The sequence below is a fragment of the Mycobacterium sp. E3251 genome, from assembly GCF_001666835.1.
In the GTDB taxonomy this organism is placed as follows: Bacteria; Actinomycetota; Actinomycetes; order Mycobacteriales; family Mycobacteriaceae; genus Mycobacterium.
Genome location: NZ_LZJF01000163.1, coordinates 21981 through 39345 on the forward strand (window position 1 = coordinate 21981; position 17365 = coordinate 39345).

16 protein-coding genes are annotated in these 17365 nt (G+C 68.3%); 7 read left to right on the plus strand and 9 right to left on the minus strand.

Annotated elements, in window-relative coordinates; genetic code table 11:
- Positions 1 to 126: 126 nt before the first annotated feature.
- Positions 127 to 405, plus strand: coding sequence for a hypothetical protein (locus A5697_RS20475; protein ID WP_067944043.1), 279 nt, complete (start codon positions 127 to 129; stop codon positions 403 to 405).
- On the opposite strand, the gene dnaG is transcribed toward A5697_RS20475, so the two are convergent.
- From dnaG to A5697_RS20490, 3 genes are read right to left on the minus strand one after another with little or no spacing between them, the layout of a single operon-like run.
- The gene (dnaG, locus tag A5697_RS20480; RefSeq protein WP_067944045.1) at positions 380 to 2353 is read right to left on the minus strand and encodes a DNA primase; all 1974 of its coding nucleotides are present in this window, start codon (positions 2351 to 2353) and stop codon (positions 380 to 382) included. The genes A5697_RS20475 and dnaG overlap by 26 nt on opposite strands.
- Positions 2354 to 2383: 30 nt before the next feature.
- Positions 2384 to 2992, minus strand: coding sequence for a superoxide dismutase family protein (locus A5697_RS20485; protein ID WP_082953516.1), 609 nt, complete (start codon positions 2990 to 2992; stop codon positions 2384 to 2386).
- Between the two features lie 54 nt (positions 2993 to 3046).
- Complete coding sequence (locus A5697_RS20490; RefSeq protein ID WP_067944047.1) at positions 3047 to 4318, minus strand: deoxyguanosinetriphosphate triphosphohydrolase; 1272 nt, start codon at positions 4316 to 4318, stop codon at positions 3047 to 3049.
- Between the two features lie 107 nt (positions 4319 to 4425).
- Here A5697_RS20490 and A5697_RS20495 point away from each other — a divergent pair, with 107 nt between their 5' ends.
- Positions 4426 to 6411: a TPM domain-containing protein gene (locus tag A5697_RS20495; protein ID WP_068011838.1), complete on the plus strand. Its 1986-nt coding sequence runs from the start codon at positions 4426 to 4428 to the stop codon at positions 6409 to 6411.
- Between the two features lie 24 nt (positions 6412 to 6435).
- Here the strand turns inward: A5697_RS20495 and A5697_RS20500 are convergent, their stop codons facing one another.
- The 3 genes from A5697_RS20500 to A5697_RS20510 all read right to left on the minus strand — a co-directional run bounded on the left by A5697_RS20500 (position 6436) and on the right by A5697_RS20510 (position 9754).
- Complete coding sequence (locus A5697_RS20500; RefSeq protein WP_231972126.1) at positions 6436 to 6750, minus strand: hypothetical protein; 315 nt, start codon at positions 6748 to 6750, stop codon at positions 6436 to 6438.
- 185 nt (positions 6751 to 6935) lie between these two features.
- Entirely contained in the window at positions 6936 to 8132 is a 1197-nt protein-coding gene (locus tag A5697_RS20505; RefSeq protein WP_068011839.1) for a PPE family protein, read from the minus strand.
- Positions 8133 to 8356: 224 nt separating this feature from the next.
- Complete coding sequence (locus A5697_RS20510) at positions 8357 to 9754, minus strand: glycine--tRNA ligase (RefSeq protein ID WP_197501074.1); 1398 nt, start codon at positions 9752 to 9754, stop codon at positions 8357 to 8359.
- A 181-nt stretch (positions 9755 to 9935) separates the two neighbouring features.
- Here A5697_RS20510 and A5697_RS20515 point away from each other — a divergent pair, with 181 nt between their 5' ends.
- The 3 genes from A5697_RS20515 to A5697_RS20525 all read left to right on the plus strand — a co-directional run bounded on the left by A5697_RS20515 (position 9936) and on the right by A5697_RS20525 (position 11945).
- Entirely contained in the window at positions 9936 to 10364 is a 429-nt protein-coding gene (locus A5697_RS20515) for a metalloregulator ArsR/SmtB family transcription factor (protein WP_067944054.1), read from the plus strand.
- A 46-nt stretch (positions 10365 to 10410) separates the two neighbouring features.
- Positions 10411 to 10803 carry a Fur family transcriptional regulator gene (locus A5697_RS20520; RefSeq protein WP_067944056.1) on the plus strand — a complete coding sequence of 131 codons (393 nt, stop codon included), beginning with the start codon at positions 10411 to 10413 and terminating at the stop codon, positions 10801 to 10803.
- Positions 10804 to 10943: 140 nt separating this feature from the next.
- Positions 10944 to 11945, plus strand: a complete 1002-nt coding sequence (locus A5697_RS20525; RefSeq protein ID WP_068011840.1) for an alpha/beta fold hydrolase — start codon at positions 10944 to 10946, stop codon at positions 11943 to 11945.
- A 4-nt stretch (positions 11946 to 11949) separates the two neighbouring features.
- On the opposite strand, the gene A5697_RS20530 is transcribed toward A5697_RS20525, so the two are convergent.
- The 3 genes from A5697_RS20530 to recO are packed head-to-tail and all read right to left on the minus strand — an operon-like array spanning position 11950 to position 14112.
- Positions 11950 to 12378, minus strand: coding sequence for a hypothetical protein (locus A5697_RS20530; protein WP_068011841.1), 429 nt, complete (start codon positions 12376 to 12378; stop codon positions 11950 to 11952).
- A gap of 56 nt (positions 12379 to 12434) precedes the next feature.
- A complete protein-coding gene (locus A5697_RS20535) occupies positions 12435 to 13325 on the minus strand; it encodes a decaprenyl diphosphate synthase (protein WP_068011842.1) in 891 nt (296 codons plus the stop codon).
- Entirely contained in the window at positions 13318 to 14112 is a 795-nt protein-coding gene (gene recO / locus A5697_RS20540) for a DNA repair protein RecO (protein ID WP_067944075.1), read from the minus strand. The genes A5697_RS20535 and recO overlap by 8 nt, the downstream gene beginning before the upstream one ends.
- A gap of 62 nt (positions 14113 to 14174) precedes the next feature.
- On the opposite strand from recO, the gene A5697_RS20545 reads away from it, so the two are divergent.
- Together A5697_RS20545 and A5697_RS20550 are read left to right on the plus strand one after the other, a co-directional pair.
- Positions 14175 to 15671, plus strand: coding sequence for an amidase (locus tag A5697_RS20545; protein WP_068011843.1), 1497 nt, complete (start codon positions 14175 to 14177; stop codon positions 15669 to 15671).
- A gap of 198 nt (positions 15672 to 15869) precedes the next feature.
- A complete protein-coding gene (locus A5697_RS20550) occupies positions 15870 to 17327 on the plus strand; it encodes an aminotransferase class I/II-fold pyridoxal phosphate-dependent enzyme (RefSeq protein ID WP_068011844.1) in 1458 nt (485 codons plus the stop codon).
- The last annotated feature ends 38 nt before the right edge of the window (positions 17328 to 17365 follow it).

A 17365-nucleotide genomic window follows, 5' to 3' on the forward strand; every position in this document is an offset into this window, starting at 1 on the left:
CGTACTGGCATAACCGCACCCAACTGGACAGGACCGACTTCGTCTCGCCTCGGGGACCGGATCGGGCGCGCACGCACCGGGTCGGGTGAGGCAGGATGGGAACGGTCGCTAGTCGGGAGGAACGCTTTGATCCGGTATGTCGTGGTGCTGGGACTGGGTTACGTGCTGGGCTCGAAGGCCGGGCGTCGCCGATACGAACAGATCGTCGGCACCTATCGGGCGCTGACCAGCAGCCCGGTGGCCAAGTCGGTGATCCAGGGTGGGCGCCGCAAGATCGCGAACCGGATCTCCCCGGACGCCGGATTCGTGACCGTCGCCGCGATCGACGACCAAACGGCCGTCTTGGAGCGCGGCGCCGAGCGACCGGCCGACGAGGTCCTCACATCGTCAGATCATCGCCGCTAGCCTGCTCCAGCAGGCTGCGCCGGTAGGCCTCCATGGCGACCAGGTCACCGAATAGCGCGTGGTACTCGTCGCCCTGTTCGATCGGCGACATGCGCTGCAGCTTGGACTTCACCTCGGCGATCTGGCGGCCCATCCACACCTCTTGCAGGCGGGCCAGCACGCCGGCGATGTAACGCACCAGCTTCTCGTCGTCGTCGACCTGGATGGCCTCCACCCCGAGCTCACTGACCAGCCCCGCGGTGAGGTCTGAGCCGGCCCGTTGGCGCACCGCGTCGATCCACTGCCCCCCGGTGATGCCGCTCGACGTGCCGCCCGCGGCCTCGATGGCCGCGCGCACGGCGGCGTAACCGGGATGGGTGAAGCTTTCGACGGGCAGGGTGTCGAATACCGGGCCGGCCAGCGCCGGGTACTGCAACGCCGACTTGAGCGCCGCGCGCTGCGGCCTGAGCGTCGGATCACGAGGGTCCGGAAGTGAGGCGGCGGGACGACCCGGGGCCGCCGCACGGGGCTGCTGAGCGCCGCCGCGAGGGGCGTTCGCGGCGGAACCGGCCCGCGCCGGGGCCGGCGACTTCTTGGCCTGGCTGCGCACCCGGTCGATGACCTGCGCCACGTCGTCCCAGCCGACCCAGCCCGCGAGCTGGCGCGCGTACTCGTCGCGCAGCGTGGGGTCTTTGATCTGGCTCACCATCGGCACGCAGCGGCGCAGCGCCGCGACCCTGCCCTCGGCGCTGTCCAGGTCCATCTCGGCGAGCGCGCTGCGTATCGCGAATTCGAACAAGGGCGTGCGCCGCGCCACCAGATCGCGCAGCGCGCCGTCGCCGGATTTCAACCGCAGGTCGCAGGGATCCATGCCGTCCGGAGCCACGGCGACGAACGACTGCCCCGCCAGATTCTGCTCGCCGCCGAAGGCCTTGAGCGCCGCGGCGCGGCCGGCCGCGTCACCGTCGAAGACGTAGATCAGCTCGCCGCGGAAGAAACTGTCGTCCATCATCAGCCGGCGCAGCATCGACAGGTGCTCATCACCGAATGCGGTGCCGCACGACGCCACGGCGGTGGTGACGCCGGCCAGATGCATCGCCATCACATCGGTGTAGCCCTCGACGACGACGGCCTGGTGCCCCTTGGCGATGTCGCGCTTGGCCAGATCGATGCCGAACATCACCGACGACTTCTTGTACAGCAGCGTCTCAGGGGTATTGATGTACTTGGCTTCCATCGGGTCGTCGTCGAAAAGGCGGCGGGCGCCGAACCCGATCACCTCGCCGGCCGCGCTGCGGATGGGCCACAACAGCCGGCGGTGGAAGCGGTCCATCGGGCCGCGCCGCCCCTGTCGCGACAGGCCGGCCGCTTCCAGCTCCTTGAACTCGAAACCCTTGCGCACCAGATGTTTTGTCAGTGAATCCCACCCGGATGGGGCGAATCCGCAGCCGAACCGGCGGGCCGCCTCGGCGTCGAAATTCCGTTCCGTCAGGTACTGGCGGGCCGGTGCCGCCTCGTCGGATTCCAGCGCCGCCGCGTAGAACTCCGCCGCGGCCGCGTTGGCCGCGACGAGCCGGCTGCGGCTGCCGCGGTCGCGCTGCACGCTGGTCGCCGGGCCGGTGTAGCTGATGGTGTGGCCGATCCGGTCGGCGAGCAGCTCGACGGCCTCGACGAAGGTGACGTGTTCGATCTTCTGGATGAAGGCGTAGACGTCGCCGCCCTCCCCGCAACCGAAGCAGTGGAAGTGGCCGTGGTTCGGGCGGACGTGGAACGACGGCGACTTCTCGTCGTGAAACGGACACAGGCCCTTGAGGGAATCGGCTCCCGCGCGCCGCAATTGGACGTAGTCGCCGACGACTTCCTCGATGCGGACCCGCTCGCGGATGGCGGCGATGTCGCGATCGGGAATCCGGCCCCGGCCCCGGGCCCGGGCGTCGCCGTCCGCGCGTGAACCTGCCGGGCTGGACATCGGCTCAGTCTAGAGCGCCGAACCGGCCGGCTATCCCGTTCCGATGACGCCGCATGCCACCCGTTCCATCGCGTTGTCGGTGTTCTCGGCGCCGTGCAGCATCAACGCTTTGCCCTCGCCGCCCACCAGGACGTCCCGGTTGAACGCATCGGTGGTGGTCACCAGGTAGGCCGAGCCGTCCGAACGCACCTCCAGCGACGTGAGGTCGCCGCTTTCCGGCTTACCGGTATGTCCGGGCGCGTTGTAGTGACCGCCGGCGGACAGGAAGTTGCCGGGCGCACCACCGGTCGGGGCGACGGAGTTGGGCTCGCACTTGCCGATCTGGTGGACATGCAGGCCGTGGAAGCCCGGCGACAGGATGCCGCCGGCCACGGTCTTGACGGTGACCGTCACGTACCCGCCGGTGAAGTCGAACGTCGCCGTGGCAACCGACCGCCCGTCGGGCGTCTTCAGTTGCGCGGTGAGCGATTCGCCATTGGGCGCGGGCGTCGTCGTCTCACCCGACGACGCCGGTGGGGCGCTCTTCACCGGAGGGGTGGTGCCAGGCTGAGTGCTGGCGTGTTGGGGTGAGCTGCAGGCGGTCATGGCGACGACGGGAAGCCCCACCGCGAGGGTGGCGATACCGCTGAATTTGGTCATGTCGGGCAGCCTAGCCCGCGGCGAGGACGGGATCGCCGTGGGATGAGCGGGCGGCTAACCGGTGGCCTGGCGCGCGTCGATACGTTCCAGCCGGCCCTCGGTGTACGAGGCGATCTGATCGACGATCACCCGTAGCCGGGCGCGGTCGTCGGCGGCGGTGGTGAACGCAGCGGCGAAGACCGGGTCGAGTGTCTGAGGCGCCCCTGAGTAGAGCCACTGCGCCACCCGGTGGATCCGTTCGCGCTGCAGGCGCTGGGTGTCCAGATGCCTCGGATCGGACATGATGAATTGCAGCGCCAGGATTTTCAGCAAGGCGACCTCGGCCCGCACCAAGTCGGGCACCAGCAGGTCGGCCCGGTAGCGGACCAGCGGCCCGGGCCCGGCCGCGGCGCGGGTGGTGGCGATGGCGGCGGAGGCGAACCTGCCGACCAATTCACTGGTGAGCCTCTTGAGCGCGACCGCGGCGGCCAGCGTGGCGTCGTACTTGCCGACCGCGGCGACCACGGGCAGACCGGACAGCCGCCGGGCGGCCGCCATGAAGTCGTCGGCGCTCACCCGGGAGAATTCGCTCTCGCCGAGTTTGGCGAGGGCGGCCGCCTCGTCGTCGTCGGCGAGCACGCGCAGGTCGATGCGCTGGGAGACGACGCCGTCCTCGACGTCGTGCACCGAATAGGCGATATCGTCGGCCCAGTCCATCACCTGCGCTTCCAGGCACATCCGGCCCTCCGGCGCGCGGGCGCGGACCCAAGCCGCCGGCTCGCGGTCCTCGTCGTAGAACCCGAACTTTCTCATTTGTTGACCAAGCCCCCTGCCGCGGTACCACGGATACTTGGTGACCGCGTCGAGGGAGGCGCGGGTCAGGTTGAGCCCCGCGCTATTGCCTTGCTCGTCAAGCACTTTGGGCTCGAGGCTGGTCAAGATGCGGAAGTTCTGTGCGTTCCCCTCGAACCCGCCGTAGTCGGCGGCGAACTCATCCAGGGCGCGCTCGCCGTTGTGGCCGTATGGTGGGTGCCCGATGTCGTGGGCCAAGCCGGCCAGCTCGACCAGGTCGAGGTCGCAGCCCAAGCCGACCGCCATCCCCCGCCCGATCTGGGCAACCTCCAGGGAATGCGTCAGCCGGGTGCGTGGTGTGTCACCTTCGCGGGGCCCGACGACCTGAGTCTTGTCGGCCAGCCGGCGCAGCGCGGCACTGTGCAGCACCCGGGCCCGGTCCCGGGCGAAGTCGGTCCGGTGCTGACCTTCCGTGCCCGGCAGACCGGCAGTCTTCGGAGCTTCGCGTACCCGCCGTTGACGGTCGAAGTCGTCGTAAGGGTCTTGCCGATTCATGTCCGCCTTCTTAGTCACCGCAGCACAGTCTGCCAGGGAATGCAGGACGAGGGACCGCTCCGCCGGACGGCTCATTGCCCGCGTCGCCGCGGGGCTAGATTGACGTCATGCGCACTGCCCGCCTGCTCGGTGTGATCGCGACAATCCTCGCAATCGCTTTCAGCGGCGGCCTGCTCGTGGCACCCGGGGCCGGCGCACAACCCCCGTTCCGGCTGGCGGATTACGTCACCGACAACGCGGGCGCCCTGTCGGAATCCGGCCGCGCGGCGGTCACGTCCGCGGTGCGCAAGCTGTACACGGATCGCCACATCCGGCTGTGGGTGGTCTACGTCGACGACTTCTCCGACCAGAGCCCGGTGAACTGGGCACAGCGCACGGTGCGTACCAGCGATCTGGGCGACTATGACGCCCTGCTGGCCGTCGCCACCGGCAGCCGCGCCTACGCCTTCCTGGTGCCGTCCACCGTCAAGAGCGTCAACGCCCGCCAGGTCGATGACTTGCGGCGCAACAAGATCGAGCCCGCCTTGCACAACGGCGACTGGAGCGGGGCCGCCGTCGCGGCGGCCAACGGGCTGAACACGTCACCGGGTTCGTCGGGCCGGGTGGCCCTGCTGGTCACGCTGGCAATAATTCTCGTCGCGCTGGCTGCCCTGCTGTTGGTCATGCGCTATCGCAGTCGGCGCCGGCGCGCGGCCGAATTGGCCGCGGCCCGACGGGTCGACCCCACCGACTCCGAAGCGCTGGCCGCCGTGCCGCTGCAGGCCCTCGACGACCTGTCGCGCGCATTCGTCGTGGACGTCGACAACGCCGTGCGAACCAGCTCCAACGAACTCGACCTGGCGATCGCGGAGTTCGGTGAAGAGCGGACCCAGCCCTTCACCCAGGCCCTGACCAACGCCAAAGCCGCTCTCTCCCAAGCGTTCACGGTGCGACAGCAGCTGGACGACAGGACCCCGGAGACGCCCGACCAGCGCCGCGAGTTGCTCACCCGGGTCGTCATGTCGGCGTCGCGCGCCGATCGGGAACTGGAGTCGCAGACCGAGGCGTTCGAGAAGCTGCGCGATCTGGTGATCAACGCCCCGTCGCGGCTCGACGCGCTGACCCAGCAATACGTTGAGCTCACCACCCGGATAGCGCCGTCAGAGCAGCGGCTGGCCGAGCTGCACGACCAATTCGACGCTACCGCACTGATTTCCGTGTCGGGCAATGTCTCGGCCGCCAAGGAGCGGCTGGCGTTCGCCGACCGCAACATCGGTACCGCCCGGGATTTGGCCGCCGAAGCCGTCACCGGCCGGCAGGCCGGCTTGGTGGATGCGGTCCGCGCCGCGGAGTCCGCGCTCGGGCAGGCGCGGGCGCTGCTGGACTCGGTGGACAACGCGGCCAGCGACATCCAGCACGCCATCGACCGGCTGCCGTCGGCCATGGCCGACATTCAGGCCGACATCAACCGGGCGGGCGGGCTCTTGCAGAAAGGGCAGACAACCGCTCACACCGGCGATCTGCGCGCGGCGCGCGATGCGGCCACACGGGCCGTCGACCGCGCGCGCGCCGGCGGCTCCACCGACCCGCTCGGCGCGTTCGCCGAGTTGTCCAGGGCGGATGCCGATCTCAACGGGCTGCTGGTCACGCTGGCGCAGGAGCAGGCCGCCGCCGAGCAGCTCAACCGGTCATTGGAGCAGGCGTTGTTCACCGCCGAGTCGCGGGTGCGAGCGGTTTCCGGCTACATCGATACGCGCCGCGGCAGCATCGGCCCGGAGGCCCGCACCCGGCTGGCGGAAGCCACCCGATATCTGCAGGCCGCGCGGGACAAGAGGGCGACGCATCCGACCGAGGCGATTTCGGACGCCAATGCGGCCTCGACGCTGGCCGCCCAGGCGCAGTCGCTGGCCAATGCCGATGTGCAATCGATTCAGCGCGCCTACGCGCGGCGCGGGGGCGGTGACATGGGAGCAATGCTGGGCGGCATCATCATCGGCAATCTGCTCGGCGGGGGCATGCGGGGCGGCTTCGGCGGCTGGAGCCCCACATCGTTCGGCGGGTCGTCGGGGGGATCGTCCGGCGGCGGCTTCATGGGCGGCGGCGGACGATTCTGAGCCGCTCGCCCTAGAACCCGGCGGTCAACCGGCGGCCGGTGAATGCGGAATCACGCCTCCGCTGCGCGGTACGTCGAAGCGGGGCTCGGCTTCGCCTTCCCACCGCTGCCAGTCGTTCCATTCTTTGGGGTCCGCGACCGCGGCCGGGGCGGGAGCGTCGGCCGCCGCGTCGCCGGGGTCGGCGCTCACTTCCGGCTTCGGGGCCCAGTGGTCGTAGTCATCCGGCGGTACGACCACACCCCAAACGAGTGGCACCGACAGGCCGCCGAGCATCCCCGACTCACCCCGAACCGCCGAGACCGAGTCATCTGGTAACGGCGGACCAAGAGGCAAAAGCATGTTGCCCCCTTCCACAGCCGACTTTCGGATGCTGTGGCCGAACCTAATAACAGCAAGCAGGCATATCGTAAGCCAAACTTCAGACAAATACCCGAAAAACGTGGATTTGCTTCCGCGGGCATCCCCGACCCCCCGGGCCGGAACCGGCAAGCAGGCTCAGCGCCCGCGAACGGCGGTGGGCCCCGCTATCCGCCCTTGGTCCGCGGCACCACCTTGGGCCGCGACTGAACAACGTGTGGGTTCTCCCCACCGCGGCGGCCCCTGCGGTCGGTCTTGTTTTTGTCGGTATCGCGTTCGTCCATCGCCATGGCCATGGCCGACGTGGAGCCGGCGGATGCGGGCGACGCGGAGGACGATCCCCCGGTCGCGATCGGCGTCGGTAATTGGGTGCCCAACGCCGGCACCGCGAGACTGGTCAGCACCGCCGGCACCGGCATCGAGCCCTGCCAGGTCGGCGGCACCGTGATCGCTCCCACGAACCGAGCGGTGCCCAACCCCGCCGTGGCGACGCCCAGCCCACCGAGCGATTGCGGCGCTTGGAGGCCGCCGGTGGCGAGCGGCGTCTGTGCGGCCACGGTGGTGACACCGGCCATCGCGGGCGCCGCCGGCCCGACGTTGTGGGCCAGCACCATCATCGGGGACATCAGCGCGGTCGCGGGGTACATGCCAATCGGCGCCAGGGCGGTCATCGTCGTCACCGGCATCGACGACAGTAAGGACGTCACGGACGAGAGGCCGGGGAAGAACGCCCCGAGCACCGCCTGCAGCTGCGAAACAAAGCTGGCCCCCAGCGCTCCGAACGCCTGGGACGCGAAGTCCAGCGGCGCCGTCACCAGGCCCGCCAATCCGCCCAGAGCCACCGGCGGGGCGCTGAACGCCGGCAACGTCGCGGCCACCGTCTGCGCCCCGACGTGATAGCCCACCATCGCGGCCACGTCCTGGGCCCACATCTCCATGTACTCGATTTCGGTCATCGCGATCGCCGGGGTGTTCTGACCGAAGAAGTTCGTGGCGATGAGCATTAACAGCCGGAGGCGATTCGCAAGCACCTCCGGGGTGGGCACCGTCGCCATGAACGCCGCCTCATAGGCCGCCGCCGCCGCCGTCGCCTGGGCGGCCGCCATCTCGGCCTGCCCGGCGGCCGAGATCAGCCACTGCAGATACGGCGTCGCCGCCGCCACCATCGCCACCGACGACGGGCCCGTCCAGGGACCCGCTGCCACTCCCGTCACAACCGACTCAAACGACGCCGCCGCCGTCGCCAAATCCGCCGCCAGTGCTTCCCAGGCCGATGCCGCCGTCAACAGCGGGCCGGGGCCGGCGCCGCCGTACATCAGGGCAGAGTTGATCTCGGGGGGGAAGAACATAAAAGCAGGAATCATCACATCCCCAACCCACCGACTACCGAGTCAACGGCACCTACACCCATGCGAACCGACAGCCACCCCCGGCGACTAGACACGTGAGCAACATCCGCATCGAGCCTAAGCCAATCGGTTACCCAAATGCGGTTTTTTACGAAACGTTTAATTAGGCGCGGCGGCGGGGTGTCGATGCCGGTCAGGAGGCAAGGCGGGAGCTCCGGAGGGCGCGGCGCCAGCCCCGGTCAGCAACCCTTGAGCCGCGCCGCCAGGTAGTCGGCGACGGCATTCATCGCGACCCGTTCTTGCGTCATGTCATCGCGCCGGCGCACCGTGACGGCGTTGTCTTCGAGGGAGTCGAAATCCACCGTCACGCAGTACGGCGTCCCCACCTCGTCCTGGCGCCGGTAGCGGCGCCCGATCGCGCCGGCGTCGTCGAAATCGATGTTCCAGCACCTGCGCAACTCGGCGGCCAGGTCGCGGGCCTTGGGACTCAAGTCGGCGTGCCGGGACAGCGGCAGCACCGCGGCCTTAACCGGGGCCAATCGCGGATCCAGGCGGAGCAGCGTGCGCTTCTCCATCACACCCTTGGCGTTCGGCGCCTGGTCCTCGGTGTAGGCGTCGATCAGAAACGCCATGAACGACCGCGTCAGCCCCGCCGCCGGTTCGATGACATAGGGGATGTACCGGGTATCGGTGCCCTGGTCGTAGTACGACAGGTCGGCGCCGGAATGTTTTGCGTGCGTGGACAAGTCGAAATCGGTCCGGTTGGCGACGCCCTCCAGCTCGCCCCACGGGTTGCCCGCGAAGCCGAACTTGTACTCGATGTCGACCGTCCGGTCGGAGTAGTGCGAAAGCTTCTCGGGAGGGTGTTCGTATAACCGCAGATTCTCCGGGTCGATACCCAGCTCGAGATACCACTGCAGGCGGGTGTCGATCCAATACTGATGCCATTCCTTCGCGGTCGACGGCTCCACGAAGAATTCCATTTCCATCTGCTCGAACTCGCGGGTCCGGAAAATGAAGTTGCCCGGCGTGATCTCATTTCGAAAACTCTTGCCGATCTGACCGATACCGAACGGCGGCTTCTTGCGCGCGGTGGTGACCACGTTGGCGAAGTTGACGAAGATGCCCTGCGCGGTCTCCGGACGCAGATAGTGCAGGCCCTCCTCGGTCTCGATCGGCCCGAGGTGGGTCTTGAGCATCATGTTGAACTCGCGCGGCTCGGTCCACTGGCCCTTGGTTCCGCAATCCGGGCAGACGATCTCGGTCATCGGCACCGAGTCGGGGTCGTCAATCCCCTTCTTGGCCGCGTACGCCTCCTGCATGTGGTCCTGGCGATGCCGGTGATGGCAGTTCAGGCACTCGACCAGCGGATCGTGGAAGACCTCGACGTGGCCGGAGGCCACCCAGACCTGCCGCGGCAGGATGATCGACGAATCGATGCCCACGACGTCGTCGCGCCCGGTGACCACCGCTCGCCACCACTGACGCTTAATGTTCTCCTTGAGTTCCACTCCCAGCGGGCCGTAGTCCCACGCCGACCGGGTGCCGCCGTAGATCTCACCCGAAGGAAAGACGAAGCCGCGACGTTTGGCCAGGTTCACTACGGTGTCGATGACGGACGCCACGGGGTGGTGCACTCCCTTTCCGGGTTAGGACGGGCACGAGCGGCGCTCGACCGCCGTGCGCAGAGCATTCGTCATCGTAACGATCGGCCCCCCGGTCTTTGACATGCGTCATCATGCATGTGACAGTGGAAGTCGACCGCCGCACGGCGCACCCTCCCGCTACCTGGCCCTTCTCGAGGTGATGACTCTCTCCATGGCGATGTCCCCCTCCCCGCCTTCCTCGTTGTCGGCCACCGCCGACGGCGACGTGGGACCGGTGATGAGCGTGGTTGCCCACGAGCACGGCGAAACCGGCCCCGGCGGACACGCGCCGGCCGATTACCCCGTCCCGCCGCCCCGGGAGATTCTCGACGCGGCCGGTGAGCTGCTGCGCGCGCTGGCCGCTCCGGTGCGGATCGCCATCGTGTTGCAGCTGCGTGAATCCCAGCGCTGCGTGCACGAGCTGGTCGACGCGCTCGGCGTGCCGCAGCCGCTGGTCAGCCAGCACCTGAAAATCCTGAAGGCCGCCGGCGTCGTCGCCGGGGAGCGATCCGGCCGCGAGGTGCTGTACCGGCTTGCCGACCACCACCTGGCGCACATCGTGGTGGACGCGGTCGCCCACGCGAGCGAGGACACCCAATGACACGCGCCGGCCACGATGCAGGACCCGCGTGCGGGGGACGGCACCAATGACAGGCGCGAGTGTCCGGTCGACCCGTCAGCGGGCGGCGATCTCCACGCTGATGGACACCCTCGACGACTTCCGCTCGGCGCAGGAGTTGCACGACGAGCTCCGCCGCCGCGGCGAGAACATCGGGCTGACCACGGTCTACCGGACGCTGCAGTCAATGGCGGCGGCGGGAATGGTCGACACACTTCGCACCGACACCGGGGAGTCGGTCTACCGCAGGTGCTCCGAACACCACCATCACCATCTGGTCTGCCGCAGCTGCGGTTCCACGATCGAAGTCGGTGACCACGAGGTCGAGGAGTGGGCGGCCCAAGTCGCCTCCAAATACGGCTATTCCGACGTCAGCCACACCATCGAGATCTTCGGCACCTGTTCCCAGTGCGGGACCTAGGTTGACCCGAAGCCGGCCGAACGCGGCACGGCGGAAAAAAGTTACCGAAAAGGTGTCCCGTCACGCGCCCGCCGCGTGCTCCTACCCATGAGTGGCCCACGGGCCGAGGCAAGCACGAACTCGAGGGAATTGAGAGCAACATGCGGAACCACCCATCGCCCCACCTGCGGCCCGTACGCGACGTCGAGGCTCCGTCACTGCAATTTCGCACCATCCATGGCTACCGGCGGGCCTTCCGGATCGCCGGTTCGGGACCGGCTCTGCTGCTGATCCACGGCGTCGGCGACAAGTCCACGGCATGGGAGCCGGTACACGCCAAACTCGCGCGACGGTTCACGGTCATCGCACCGGATCTGCTGGGCCACGGGGAATCGGACAAACCACGCGCCGACTACTCGTTGGCGGCCTTCGCGAACGGTATGCGCGACTTGCTTGCCGCGCTTGACATTGACCGCGTCACGCTGGTCGGGCATTCGTTCGGTGGCGGTGTCGCAATGCAATTCGCCTATCAGTACCCGCAGTTGGTAGAACGCATCGTGCTGGTCAGCAGCGGTGGCGTCGCCCGGGAGGTGAGTGTGGCCTTGCGGTTGGCGGCGATGCCGTTGGGCAGCGAGGCCCTGGCCATGCTGCGCACGCCGGGCGTGATGCCTGCGATTCGACTGTTCGGACGGGCCATGGCTACCGTGTTGGGCCCCACCAACCTCGGGCACGATGTCGCCGATGTGGTCAATCTGCTCGAGGGCTTCCGGGACCCGCGCGCGTTGTCGGCGTTCGCGCGCACCTTGCGGTCGGTGGTGGACGGGCGCGGCCAATTCGTCACCATGCTGGACCGAAGCTATCTCGCGCAACCCATTCCGGTGCAAGTGATCTGGGGCGAGGACGACTTCGTGATCCCGGTAGAGCATGCCCGGATGGCCCACGAGGCGATGCCCGGATCACGCTTGGAGATCTTCGAAAACTCCGGGCACATGCCGTTCAAAGACGACCCGGATCGCTTCGTCGAAGTCGTCGAGCGGTTCGTCGACTCGACCCGACCGGCTCAGCACGACCAAGACCTCCTACGCTCGTTGCTGCAGACCCGCGTGGACGGAAACGCCCCGGGATCGATAGCCGCCGCTCTGGCCGAATCGGCGGTGTCCTAGCGCCCTACCCCGTCAACGTGCGACGGATATCGGCGCCGCTGTCCAGCACCAACAGCACCAGCGTGCGCAGCGCGTCGTCGGTCAAGCCGGCGCCTGGAAAGTTGTAGCGCAGCATCACGTCGGCGCTCTTTGCGGCGCCCCTGCCCGAGTTGCGTTGCACGGCCTTCTCGTTGACCTTCTCGATCGTCGTGACGCTGCCGAAATTACTGGCGCGGGCCTGCTTGGCGACCTGATCGCTGATCTTCTTGGTCAGCGGCAGATCCCACGCCAAGACTTGCGTGAGCGACACCAGGTCGAGGTCCTCGGCGATATTCACCACCCGCAACGAAGCGATGGTCCCGGCATGGCGCACCGTCAGCGCCCCGTCGGACTCCTCCTGGACCGCAAGGACCACGCCGAGTACCGAAGCCAGACGCTCCTGCAGTGATGGCATTGGATCCTCCCCGTGAGGACCCGTTGCGCCCGGCTGCGCCGCGCTTCCGGTCCCCACTACGCGCTCCCGAACCTTCTGTTGCGCGAAGCGTATTCCTCGCACGCCGCCCACAGGTCGCGCCGGTCGTAGTCCGGCCACAACTTGTCCTGGAAGATGTACTCGGCGTACGCGGCCTGCCACAGCATGAAGTTGCTGGACCGCTGTTCGCCCGAGGTCCTCAGGAAGAGGTCCACGTCGGGGATGTCGGGCCGTTGCAGGTGATTCGCCACCGTCGACTCCGTGATGCGCTCCGGATTCAGCCTGCCGGCGGCGGCTAGGCGCGCGATTTCCTTTGCGGCGTCCGCGATTTCGGCACGACCTCCGTAGTTGACACAGTAGTTGACCGTGATGACGTCGTTGTCCTTCGTCATGTCCTCCGCGATCGCCAACTCGTTGATCACGCTGCGCCACAGCCGTGGCCTTGAACCCACCCACCGGATTTTGACCCCTATGGTCTTCAAGTTCACGCGGCGCATGCGGACCACGTCCCGGTTGAAGCCCATCAGGAAGCGGACCTCCTCGGGGGACCGCTTCCAGTTCTCGGTGGAAAACGCATAGAGGCTCAGCCACTTGATGCCGATTTCTATTGCGCCACAGACGACGTCAATGACTACCGCCTCGCCCGCCCGGTGGCCATCGGTGCGCGTCAGTCCCTGTTCGGTGGCCCAGCGGCCGTTGCCGTCCATCACGATGGCCACATGGTTGGGCAATCGGTCCGCCGGAATACGCGGCGGGGCTGCTTTGGAGGTGTGCTGCGGCGGGCGGCTCGGGCCGCCGTCACGGGATGGCGGTAGTTCGGGGAAGACCACCGGCCATGTCGATTTGTCGGGGAAAACCGGGTAATCGTCGGGCGCCGGGGGCAACTGCGGGAAGCCGGTCGACTTGAGCTTGCGCTCGGCTTTAGCCACAGTCCAACTGCTCCATCAGCGCTGCGCGCCGTTCGGCGATGGTGCGGTCGACGTGATACGTCCGTTCCACCAGTGGCAACGTCTTGAGCTGGCGTTCCAGATGCCATTGCAGGTGCGCGGCCACCAGTCCGCTGACGTAGCTGCGGTGCGATTGCGGGGCCTCTTCGGCGAACACCCAATCGCCGTCGTGCAGCGCCGACATCAGATCCAGCACGCCCGGCGGCGGTGTCGTCGAACCGGCCGGGCGGCAGTGCGTGCACACGCTGCCCCCGGCGCCGACGTGAAACGCGCGGTGCGGCCCTGGCGTGGCGCACCGGGCGCACTCGGTCAGCGCCGGCGCCCACCCGGCGATGCCCATGGCACGCAGCAGGTAGGCGTCCAGCAGCAGGTCCCGGGAGCGGCGGCCGTCGGCCACCGCCCGCAAGGCGCTGACCGTGAGCCGGTGCAGGGTCGGGGCGGGGGCCCGCTCCTCCCCGGCGAGGCGTTCGGCGGTTTCCAACATCGCGCACCCACAGGTGTAGCGGCCGTAATCGCTGACGATGTCGGTGGCGAACGCGTCGATCGAGACGACCTGGGTGACGATGTCGAGATTGCGGCCGGGGTGCAGTTGCGCGTCGATGTGCGCGAACGGTTCCAGCCGCGCGCCGAATTTGCTGCGGGTGCGGCGAACGCCCTTCGCCACCGCCCGAACCAATCCGTGGTCACGGGTGAGCAGCGTGACGATCCGGTCGGCTTCGCCGAGCTTGTGTTGGCGCAACACCACCGCCCGGTCTCGATACAGCCGCATCACCATAGTTTTGCACCCCGCCGCGACAATGCTGGTATCCGCGCCGGTTAGTCTCGTACCCCGTGATTGGCGCTTTCGAGTCAGGCCCTGGATCCATTTTCGGATCCGGTGGCCAGCGCCTGCCCACACTGACTGACCTGCTCTATCAGCTTGCCAGCCGGTCCGTGACTTCGGTCACACTGGTGCGCCGGTCGCTGCACGCCATCCACGCCAGCCAGCCCACGCTGAACGCCTTCCGCGTGGTGCTCACCGAGTCGGCCCTGGCCGACGCGGCGGCGGCGGACCGGCGGCGGGCGGCCGGCGACACGGCGCCGTTGCTGGGTATCCCGATCGCGGTCAAAGACGACGTCGACGTTGCTGGAGTGCCGACCGCGTTCGGCACCGAGGGATATGTCCCACCCGCTACCCACGACGCCGAGGTGGTTCGCCGCCTCAAGGCCGCGGGCGCGGTGATCGTCGGCAAGACCAACACCTGCGAGCTGGGCCAGTGGCCGTTCACCAGCGGACCCGGGTTCGGGCATACCCGCAACCCCTGGTCGCGCCGGCACACCCCGGGCGGCTCCTCGGGGGGCAGCGCGGCCGCCGTGGCCGCCGGGCTCGTCACCGCGGCGATCGGCTCGGACGGGGCCGGCAGCGTCCGCATCCCCGCCGCGTGGACGCACCTGGTGGGCATCAAGCCGCAGCGCGGCCGCATCTCCACCTGGCCGCTGCCGGAGGCGTTCAACGGCATCACGGTCAACGGCGTGCTGGCCCGCACGGTGGCCGATGCGGCGTTGGTGCTCGACGCGGCGTCGGGCAACGTCGAGGGCGACCGGCACAAGCCACCCCCGATCACCGCCTCCGACTATGTCGGTATCGCGCCCGGCCCGCTGAACATCGCGCTGTCAACCCGGTTCCCCTACACCGGTTTTCGGCCCAAGCTGCATCCCGAGATATTGGCGGCGACGCGAGCCGTGGCCAGCCAGCTCGAGCTGCTCGGCCACACCGTGGTGCCGGGCAACCCCGACTACGGGCTGCGGTTGTCGTGGGATTTCCTCGCCCGGTCGACCGCCGGCCTGCGGGACTGGGAGGAGCGGCTGGGCGACGGGGTGATCCTCGACCCCCGCACGGTGTCCAACCTGCGGGTGGGCCACGTGTTGGGTCAGGCGATCCTGCGTACCGCGCGCCGGCACGAAACCGAGGCCCAGCGTCGGGTGGGTTCGATCTTCGACATCGTCGATGTCGTCCTGGCTCCGACTACCGCCCAGCCGCCGCCGCTGGCGCGCGCCTTCGACCGGTTGAGCGGCTTCGGCACCGATCGCGCGATGATCGCCGCCTGCCCGCTGACCTTCCCGTGGAATGTGCTGGGCTGGCCGTCGATCAACGTGCCGGCGGGGTTCACCTCCGAGGGGTTGCCGATAGGCGTGCAGTTGATGGGGCCGCCCAACAGCGAGGGCATGCTGATCTCGCTGGCCGCCGAACTGGAGGCCGTGTGCGGGTGGTCGACCAAGCAGCCGACGATGTGGTGGAACGCCGAAACGGGCACACCGCCGGTGTCCGGCGCCACGCCGCGGAAGTGAAGCCTTTCAAGTTGACTTCGCTTGTGCGGCTTCGGGTTTGCCGGTGCCCACACCGGGAATGGGGGCGCGGCAGAGTGATCGGCGGAGACCGGGAGCGAATCACGTTCTTGTTCGACGAATTCGGCTACCGGGCACCATCAATGCGCGGGTTGCTCGAGGCGGTCGCATAGCCGGGAGCAACGTGGGTACACCGGATCAATGGACCAATCTGATGCTCCCCTGTTAGATGCGCTGGTCGATTACCGGGAAAAGAACCGGTACGGGTTCACGCCGCCGGGCCACCGGCAGGGCCGCGGCACCGATGACAGGGTCCTGGCGGTGCTGGGCCGCGAGCCGTTTCACGACGACGTGCTCGCCAGCGGCGGGCTGGATGACCGCAGGACCAGCCACCAGTACCTCAAGCACGCCGAAGACCTGATGGCCGAGGCCGTGGGCGCCGACATCGCCTGGTTCTCCACGTGCGGCAGTTCGCTGTCGGTGAAGGCGGCGATGATGGCCGTGGCCGGCGGCGACGGCAGCCTGCTGGTCAGCCGGGACAGCCACAAGTCGATCGTCGCGGGCCTCATCTTCTCGGGCGTGCAGCCCCGGTGGATCACCCCCCGCTGGGACGCCGAGCATCACTTCTCGCACCCCCCGTCACCGCAGCAGGTGGCGGAGGCCTGGGAAAAGCACCCCGACGCCGCCGGTGCGCTCATCGTCAGCCCGAGCCCGTATGGCACCTGCGCCGACATCGCGGGGATCGCGGAGGTCTGCCACGCGCGCGGCAAGCCGTTGATCATCGACGAGGCCTGGGGGGCGCACCTGCCGTTCCACGAGAACCTACCGACCTGGGCGATGGATGCCGGTGCGGACGTCTGCGTTGTCAGCGTCCACAAGATGGGCGCCGGCTTCGAACAGGGCTCCGTGTTTCACGTGCAGGGCGACCTGATCGATCAAGACCGCTTGTCGGCCTGCGCGGACCTGCTGATGACCACCAGCCCCAACGTCCTGGTGTACGCCGCGATGGACGGGTGGCGGCGCCAGATGGTGCAGCACGGGCACGAATTACTGGATGGGGCATTGGATCTCGCGTGCCAGCTGCGCAAGGACATCGAATCCATCCCGGATGTACAGGTGCTCGACGACGAATTGCTCGGTGTGCAGGCGTCGCACGACCTGGACCGAATGCAAGTGTTGATGGACGTGTCCGCCACGGGCACCTCCGGTTATCAGGCGCACGACTGGCTGCGCGAGCACGCCCACATCGACACCGGGATGAGCGATCACCGCCGCATCCTGGCGACACTGTCGATGGCCGACGACAAAGACACCGCCGGCCGCCTCACGGATGCGCTGTGGGCCTGGCGCAAAGCCGCCCACGACTTCGAGCCGCCACCACGCATCGACCTGCCGTCACCGGAGCAGATGGAGCTGGAAACCGTCTGCCTGCCGCGCGACGCGTTCTTCGGGCGCGTCGAATCGGTATCCACCGACCGAGCCGCCGGCCGCGTCGCCGCCGAGCAGTGCACACCGTATCCGCCGGGCATTCCCGCCGTCGTACCCGGCGAGCGCCTCAACGGGGCTGTGCTGGACTACCTGTGTTCCGGTGTGCGCGCCGGCATGAACGTCCCCGACGCGGCGGATCCGTCACTGCAGACAATCCGCGTGCTTGCCTAGCGGCGATCGCAAGCGCGGGGAACCCGGGCGCCGCGGGT

Excerpts from the sequence above, each read along its gene's own strand:
- A5697_RS20505 (WP_068011839.1), bottom strand. The coding sequence starts at position 8,132 with ATGATTCCTGCTTTTATGTTCTTCCCCCCCGAGATCAACTCTGCCCTG.
- recO (WP_067944075.1), bottom strand. The coding sequence starts at position 14,112 with ATGCGGCTGTATCGAGACCGGGCGGTGGTGTTGCGCCAACACAAGCTC.
- A5697_RS20500 (WP_231972126.1), bottom strand. The coding sequence starts at position 6,750 with ATGCTTTTGCCTCTTGGTCCGCCGTTACCAGATGACTCGGTCTCGGCG.
- A5697_RS20490 (WP_067944047.1), bottom strand. The coding sequence starts at position 4,318 with ATGAATCGGCAAGACCCTTACGACGACTTCGACCGTCAACGGCGGGTA.
- A5697_RS20495 (WP_068011838.1), top strand. The coding sequence starts at position 4,426 with ATGCGCACTGCCCGCCTGCTCGGTGTGATCGCGACAATCCTCGCAATC.
- dnaG (WP_067944045.1), bottom strand. The coding sequence starts at position 2,353 with ATGTCCAGCCCGGCAGGTTCACGCGCGGACGGCGACGCCCGGGCCCGG.
- A5697_RS20550 (WP_068011844.1), top strand. The coding sequence starts at position 15,870 with ATGGACCAATCTGATGCTCCCCTGTTAGATGCGCTGGTCGATTACCGG.
- A5697_RS20485 (WP_082953516.1), bottom strand. The coding sequence starts at position 2,992 with ATGACCAAATTCAGCGGTATCGCCACCCTCGCGGTGGGGCTTCCCGTC.
- A5697_RS20520 (WP_067944056.1), top strand. The coding sequence starts at position 10,411 with ATGACAGGCGCGAGTGTCCGGTCGACCCGTCAGCGGGCGGCGATCTCC.
- A5697_RS20515 (WP_067944054.1), top strand. The coding sequence starts at position 9,936 with ATGGCGATGTCCCCCTCCCCGCCTTCCTCGTTGTCGGCCACCGCCGAC.
- A5697_RS20530 (WP_068011841.1), bottom strand. The coding sequence starts at position 12,378 with ATGCCATCACTGCAGGAGCGTCTGGCTTCGGTACTCGGCGTGGTCCTT.
- A5697_RS20525 (WP_068011840.1), top strand. The coding sequence starts at position 10,944 with ATGCGGAACCACCCATCGCCCCACCTGCGGCCCGTACGCGACGTCGAG.